Source organism: Kribbella turkmenica, assembly GCF_004348725.1.
GTDB classification, from domain to species: Bacteria; Actinomycetota; Actinomycetes; order Propionibacteriales; family Kribbellaceae; genus Kribbella; species Kribbella turkmenica.
The window spans coordinates 59,848-66,258 of sequence record NZ_SMKR01000013.1 but is presented as its reverse complement, the minus strand read 5'-3'; the positions used below and the strand labels follow the sequence as shown (position 1 = coordinate 66,258).

Genomic DNA, 6,411 nt, shown 5'->3' with positions numbered 1-6,411 from the left:
ACACATAGCTCCGAACCCAGAATGCAGGTTCGGAGCCATGCCGATGTCTTGAGACATCACACTGGAGCCGGTGAGGGGACTCGAACCCCTAACCACCGCTTTACCGGGGCAGGTTTGGTGTGGTGTTGCGGCGATTGCCGACATGCCCGTGACCTGCGCAGACCTCGAAAGGGAGGCCTCAACGCGTCGCAGGATGCTGCACTGATTCGCACTCAATCCGGCGAGCTAGACGGCGAGTTGTGGCACCTCGCATGCGTGCTGTGCTGGGCGCGATGTCGAGTGGACGTCGGCTATGGCGGGATCTTCCGGTGCCGCGGGCCTGCCCGCCGACGGTGCCGGAAGATCCCAGCAGATCGGGCGGGTGGCGCCGGCGACACTGAGCGCCAACACCCAGGTGCCGGCACCTCCGATCTGGCACAGCCGTCTGGGGGAAAGCCGACTGGCTGTACGAGGCTATCGCCTGGCAAGTGATTTGCGCACAAACTATATGCAATCGTGATTATCGGCAACGACTCCCCGTCTAGCTGCGAATAGGTGCGGTATGGGGTTCATCGGAGCGGACCTCCAACGCGGCGAACTCGCGCCGGCGCAGGCCTGCTGGCCCGTGGGCAGGTCGGGTGCGGCGAATCTGCCCAGATGCAAAGATGCCTGCTCGGAGAAACTAAGCGTCGCCTGGTGGCTGTGCGGGGTAGAAGCCTGGGCGGCCGATACCTGCGGTGCCTGAGAAGTAGATGACGGAGCAGTCGGGGGACGCGATCCGCGGTGGGGTGGCGTTCTCGATGATGATGACTTGGGTGAGGTAGTCATTGGTCAGGCTGGCGTAGAAGGCGTCTGATACGGACTGGCTCAGGAGTTCGTCGCCGCGCTGCCGGCTGGAGGAGTCTGCGTCGCGGTAGGTCAGGACCGGGGTGTCCAAGGCGACGAAGCCGGGGTGCGGTCGGCCGTGCTCCAAGCAGTATTCGCTCAGCGTGACCGAGAATCCCGCGTTGAGGATGGCTCGCATGCCTTTGCCTCGGTCAGCTCGGCGTCTGTGCTCGAGCACGATCTCCGGTGCGCCATCGAAGTCGACCGTTGCATCGGCCGAACCTGGCACCTGCCAGTCGCTGAGGATCCGCCTCAGCGCCGCCGAGAAGTCCCGCCGTGTGTGGCTACCGATCCCGACGTTGACTGACTCGGGGGTATCTGGAGTAGCGAGCTCGACCTCTTGGTACAGAGACTCGAGCTCGTCGATCCTCTCCCAGAGGATCACGTAGCGTTCGAGTTCGGAGCGCCGAGCGAGAAGCTCCGAGAGGTCGTCCCGGATTGGTTGAACTTGCTCGTCCAGCGACCGGATCGACTCGGCGAGCCGCTCGACACCACGAGAGACATCCTGCAGCCGCGCCTGGGCGTCACCACGGTCGGACACTATGCCCTCGATCGTGCCTGACAGATCCCCTTTCAGGGCTGTGGTCTTCTGGATCTCGGTCTCGACAGCCTCGGCGAGCTGGGCGGTCTCGTATGCCGCATGGCCTGGGTTCTGATTCTCGGGCAGGGCTCCGCAGAAGACGCAGACGTCGCTGTCGAAGTAGCCCAACAGTGTTCCGGCCTCTCTGACCATGGTGAGCCGTTCCAGGTCTGAGGAGTATTGCTGATCCAGGAGCATGAAGCGTGACAGCAGAGTCGCGGTGTCCGACACTCGCTCCCGCTCAGTTCGAACCGCGCGTTGGAGATCATCTCGTTCGCTGATCAAGCCGTCGCGGCGATCCAGGGCGTTTTCAATCGCCTCCGACGTTCGCTCGATCTCGGAGTTGACCTGCGCGAGTCGGTCCAGGACGGCAGGCCGCTCCGGTGCGTCGGCGATCAATCTCCGGACCTGTTCCGTTGCGCGTTGCAGTACCTCCAGCTGGCCTCGGTTGACACGCCTGAATTGGGTGGGATCCTCGCCGGCGACGAGTGCCGAGTCATCCACGCCCTCGAGGAGCAGCTTGAATACTGATCGCTCAGCAGTCCGCGCCGGCGTGATGCCAGACTCGACGGGTGAGCGAGTAGAGATCATCCGGTCCTCATGCACCAGGCAAAGGTGGGCAAGGTTCCTGAAGCCGACTGCCTGGAGCTCGTTGCGGCTGTTCTTTCGCACGCGCTGATCGGTGAGCCCGAGGTCCGCGAGCAGGAACTGAGAGATCGTGCCTTGGTTCGACTTCCTGTTCTGCGCCAGCAGCGTTTGATCAGGAAGGCGCGTGGGTTCACCCCTCACGTCCTCCTCGAAGACCCCGATGTTGCCACCGCGCAGAGAGCGGGAGAGCGTGACCGTCGAGCCATCACTCAGCTGGATGCCGAGGAGCAGACGGTCGTATGCCGCCGCCTCGGGGATGACTCGCAGCGCCTTGCCGCCGAGCATGAAGTCCAGGGCGTCGAGGACATAGGACTTGCCCGTGTCCGATGCCCCGTAGATCACTGTGAGGCGCGAGCCGAACTCGATGCTGGCTGGGGCCTCATCGGCGCCCAGAGCCGTCAGGTGAAGAAGTCTCATCGGCCCTCTCCTGCTGGTGCGCTGTCGAAGGGGTCAAGAGGTGACTCGATCTCCCACTGCCACCGACTGGTGGTCTCGGTCATTCGCTCGCGGATCTGGTCCTGCGACAGATGTCCGAACTCGTCCACCACCCACTCGGCGACTCTGACGAGCGATGCAACGTGATCCGACCGGAGCAACTGGAGGAACGGCGCAGCCTCCTCACCGGCTCGATAGACGAGCCCTTCGTCGGTCGTGAGCATGTCGACCATGTCGGCTCGCATCATCAGCTGAAGTCCGAGGGAGAGCACCGAGCGCTTCACTCCGAACTCGCCGCTCCGTGATGGCACCTCCGGGAAGACACTGTCCGGCCCGCCGAGGTCGGAGCTGTGGACGAGGCAGTAGTCCATGAGCGTCAAGCGGGTGAGATCCAGTGCCTGTGGGTAGATCGTGTTCAGTACGACGAGCGATCGAACGCCAACCTCGATCGGACTATTGAGGATCTGCACGGCACCAGTCCAATCGATCGTCGTTGGCCAGTTGATGACAGATGCCGGTGCGGTCTCGGACCGCGACGACCGGAAGGAGTCCGTTCGACGTGATGGACAGGCTGCGCGCGGCTTGACTGACTTCGTGCAGGCGAGCGAAGCCGCTGTCGTGGTCGAGGTCGTGTACGTCGATCACGCCGTCGAAGATCTCCTCCTGCAGCGCGCTGAAGGTTCCGTCCGGAACGGAATCGCGGGCGAAGACGCGCAGCGCCTCCGCGCTGTAGAACGCCACTCGCTGACGGTGGTAGTGGTCGCGTACCGCCGGTCTCGTGCCGGCGTTCGCTGAGGTGATGTCCGGATCACCGTGGCGCTCTCGGTAGACGGCGAGCAACTTCTCGACGTACCGCTGCTCGTGTTCGGCTGGCTCGGGAGCGGGCACCGGAGCCATGGGTCTGGGAGGTAAGGCCACCCCGAACCTGACGGAGTGCCAGCGGGTCTGGGAGTGACCACCGGTCAGTTCGTGCAACTGGACGGTGCCGAACACGGAGAAGTCCGCATCCTCTACGAAGCGCAGCACGTCCTCGATCGGCGCTTCGCCCAGTTGACGGGCCAGCGGGCCGCGTGGCTTCGTGAGTTCGCGGACGAAGTCGGGCTTGAGGTTGCCGGGCGCATGCAGCAGGTTGGCGAGGGAGGTGCTGTAGCCCTTCGGAGCGGCGAATCGGTATCGGCGGGGCCAGGTGTAGTGACCGGCCAGGGCGCCGAGGACGACCTTCATGATCTCGGGGTACGCATCACTGACCTTCAACGAGGCTCGGTAATGCTTGCACTGGTAGCAGTCCCAAGGTCCATCGAACCGTTGGTCGGTGAGGAAGCCTGCGATGTCGACGCCGTGGTCGTTCGCGCCGCCGTTGCGCATCAACTGCTCATAGCGCGGATCGAGGCTGGTCGCCCACTCGAGGACGAACTCCTCCCACTGCTCGTCGCTGTACACCGAGATGTGCTGCTCCGGAGTCAAGACCAGGTGCTGCGCGACAGTTGGCGGAGCGACTCCGCTGTCCAGCAGGGTCGGCGGCCGCACGGCCTCGAGAACAACTCCAAGGATGTCTTCTCCCTGCACAGCACCCCCAGTCGGCGAAGCGGTCACGACTCTTGTTCCCGTCGCTACATCGATCCATCTGCACGGAGTGTTACACCCTGCTGAGTGAGGCGGTGCCGCGGGTCGAGACGCCGAGAATTTGGCATATCCGACCTAGAGACAACACCGGATATCGCTGATAGTTTGCGTGCAATCTATCTGGCAACGGGAGGATGGATCCTCATGGGTTTGGGTACCAAAACGATCGAAGAGGCCGCGCGCGAGGCGACCACCGCCATCGTCATGGGACATGGCGGAGGCAGTGACTGCCTGGTTGCGAGCCTTGTCGGCGACTGGCTCACACGGATGGGCGTCGGCCGGGTCATTCTCGGTGGGGTTGCGAGCCAGTGGTGGCTGCCGCCGGGCGAGGACCGTGTCGGCCTGAAGTGTGTCCTCGGCGCCGACTTCTATGACCCGCTGGAGCTCACTGGCGCCAAGCCCCTCAATGACCACGCGGTCATCGTGGGCACCGAGGCCGAACTGAACGGCCGCGCGCCGCACGAGGCCACTGCGGCCGCCAACTTCGGCGGGGAGGCGTTCCTGATCTCGCTGCGTGGCGGTGGGCAAGGCGTGGGCGCCGGCATCAAGGCGGTCGTCGACCACTACGGCGCCGACCTGCTCATCAGTGTGGACGTCGGTTCCGACACGCTGTCCACAGGGTCCGAGATTCGGCCGACGCAGACGTCGCTGGCGGATCACCTGACACTCGCGGGCCTGCTCCAGCAGGACGTCGTCAGCTACTTCGCGCTGGCCGGCTACGGCCTCGACGCGGAGATGGAACTCGAGGAACTCGACCACAACCTGGGTACGGCGATCCGCGGCGGCGCCTTCCGGGGTGTGATCGGCTCCAGTTACCCCGCGCTGGAGAAGGTCCGCGATCTCCACGCCCAGGCCCATGATCCGATCGGCAGCCTGGTCATCCGGGCTGGACTCGGGGAGTTCGGCCTGGCGCGAGTCTTCAAGAGCAACCCGTTCGGTGAAGTCGCCCGAGTCGCGCCCGCGGCCGTTCCGATTTGGGTCTTCGACCCGCGCCTCGTCACGGACACCGTCGCCAAGCACGCCGACGACCTGGTGCCGACGACCAGCCTCGCGAACGCCGAGGAGGTCTACCGGTCCCTCGGGCGAGTGCCCGAGACCGGCCTCCAGCGGTTCATCGACTACGCCCGGTAGGCCGTTGCCTCCAGGCTTGCGGTAGTAGTGCCCACCCAACGGGGCGCTACTACCGCAACCTGGCCCCGGATGTCAGCAACAGAAGGCAGGTGCAGTCATGGCTGTTCCTCTGATCGATCTCAGCGCAGGTAGCGGCCGGCAGCTTGCCGGACTCATCGGGGCCGCCTGCGAACGTGATGGATTCTTCGCGATTCAAGGCCACGGCGTCGATCCGCAGGCCGTGGAGCGAATGTACGAGGCCACCAAGGCCGTCTTCGCGCTCTCGCCCGAGGTGAAGACCACGCTGGCCGTCGACCCGGCTGACCCTTTCGGCCGTGGCTTCAGCAAGAATGGCGCGGTCGCCAAGGCGACTGCTGACGACCCCCGGCTGGCCGCCGCCGAGGTGACGGCTCCACCCGATCTATGCGAAGTCTTCAGCATGGCCGTTGCGCCCGAGCGGGGATACACGACAGCTCCACATCCGGACCTGTTGAGGCCGAACCACTGGCCGGAGCCGAAGTGGATCCGGGCCGCGTGGCTGGAGTACGCGAGCGAGATGTCGGCGCTCAGCCAGCGCATCATGCGACTGTTCGCGATCGCGCTGAGGCTGCCGGACATCTGGTTCAAGCGATTCATCGACCGAGACATCGGCAGTTTGACCGCCAACTACTACCCGAAGCAGTCCACTCCGCCACTTCCAGGGCAAATCCGGAAAGGGGAGCACACGGACTGGGGCAGCTTGACCCTGCTGTACCAGGACAGCTCAGCCGGGGGCCTCGAGGTCATGGAGCCTGATGGATCCTGGTCCGCCGTACCCGTGGTCGAGGGAGCGTTTGTGGTGAACCTCGGTGACCTCATGAGTCGGTGGACCAACGACCGCTGGCGCAGCACGGTTCACCGCGTGGTCAATCCGCCGGTGGCTGCGCAGGCCACTGAGCGTTACAGCATCGCGTACTTCCATCAGCCGAACTACGACGCGTTAGTCGAATGCATCCCGACCTGCGTTCAGCCCGGCGAGAAGCCGCGGTACGCGCCGGTGACCTCGGGTCAGCACCTGCTCGAGAAGGTGTCCCGTATGTACTCCACGGCTTAAGGAGCCGTTGTGCGTATAGCATCCGATCGTGACTCCACGCGCTAAGAGCCCAGCCGGC

General features: G+C 64.6%; 5 protein-coding genes. 2 read left to right on the top strand and 3 right to left on the bottom strand.

Annotated elements, in window-relative coordinates:
- Positions 1–661: 661 nt before the first annotated feature.
- The 3 genes from E1218_RS05075 to E1218_RS05065 are packed head-to-tail and all read right to left on the bottom strand — an operon-like array spanning position 662 to position 3,892.
- On the bottom strand, positions 662–2,509 hold the full coding sequence (locus E1218_RS05075; protein WP_132316728.1) for an AAA family ATPase: 1,848 nt from the start codon (positions 2,507–2,509) through the stop codon (positions 662–664).
- The gene (locus tag E1218_RS05070; RefSeq protein WP_132316726.1) at positions 2,506–2,997 is read right to left on the bottom strand and encodes an ABC-three component system middle component 2; all 492 of its coding nucleotides are present in this window, start codon (positions 2,995–2,997) and stop codon (positions 2,506–2,508) included. Before E1218_RS05070 ends, E1218_RS05075 begins: the two co-directional genes overlap by 4 nt.
- The gene (locus E1218_RS05065; RefSeq protein WP_132316725.1) at positions 2,981–3,892 is read right to left on the bottom strand and encodes an ABC-three component system protein; all 912 of its coding nucleotides are present in this window, start codon (positions 3,890–3,892) and stop codon (positions 2,981–2,983) included. The genes E1218_RS05070 and E1218_RS05065 overlap by 17 nt, the downstream gene beginning before the upstream one ends.
- Before the next feature lie 402 nt (positions 3,893–4,294).
- Here E1218_RS05065 and E1218_RS05060 point away from each other — a divergent pair, with 402 nt between their 5' ends.
- Both E1218_RS05060 and E1218_RS05055 read left to right on the top strand, forming a co-directional pair.
- Positions 4,295–5,281 carry a DUF1152 domain-containing protein gene (locus E1218_RS05060; protein WP_132316724.1) on the top strand — a complete coding sequence of 329 codons (987 nt, stop codon included), beginning with the start codon at positions 4,295–4,297 and terminating at the stop codon, positions 5,279–5,281.
- A gap of 97 nt (positions 5,282–5,378) precedes the next feature.
- A complete protein-coding gene (locus E1218_RS05055) occupies positions 5,379–6,353 on the top strand; it encodes an isopenicillin N synthase family dioxygenase (RefSeq protein ID WP_132316723.1) in 975 nt (324 codons plus the stop codon).
- Positions 6,354–6,411 lie beyond the last annotated feature (58 nt).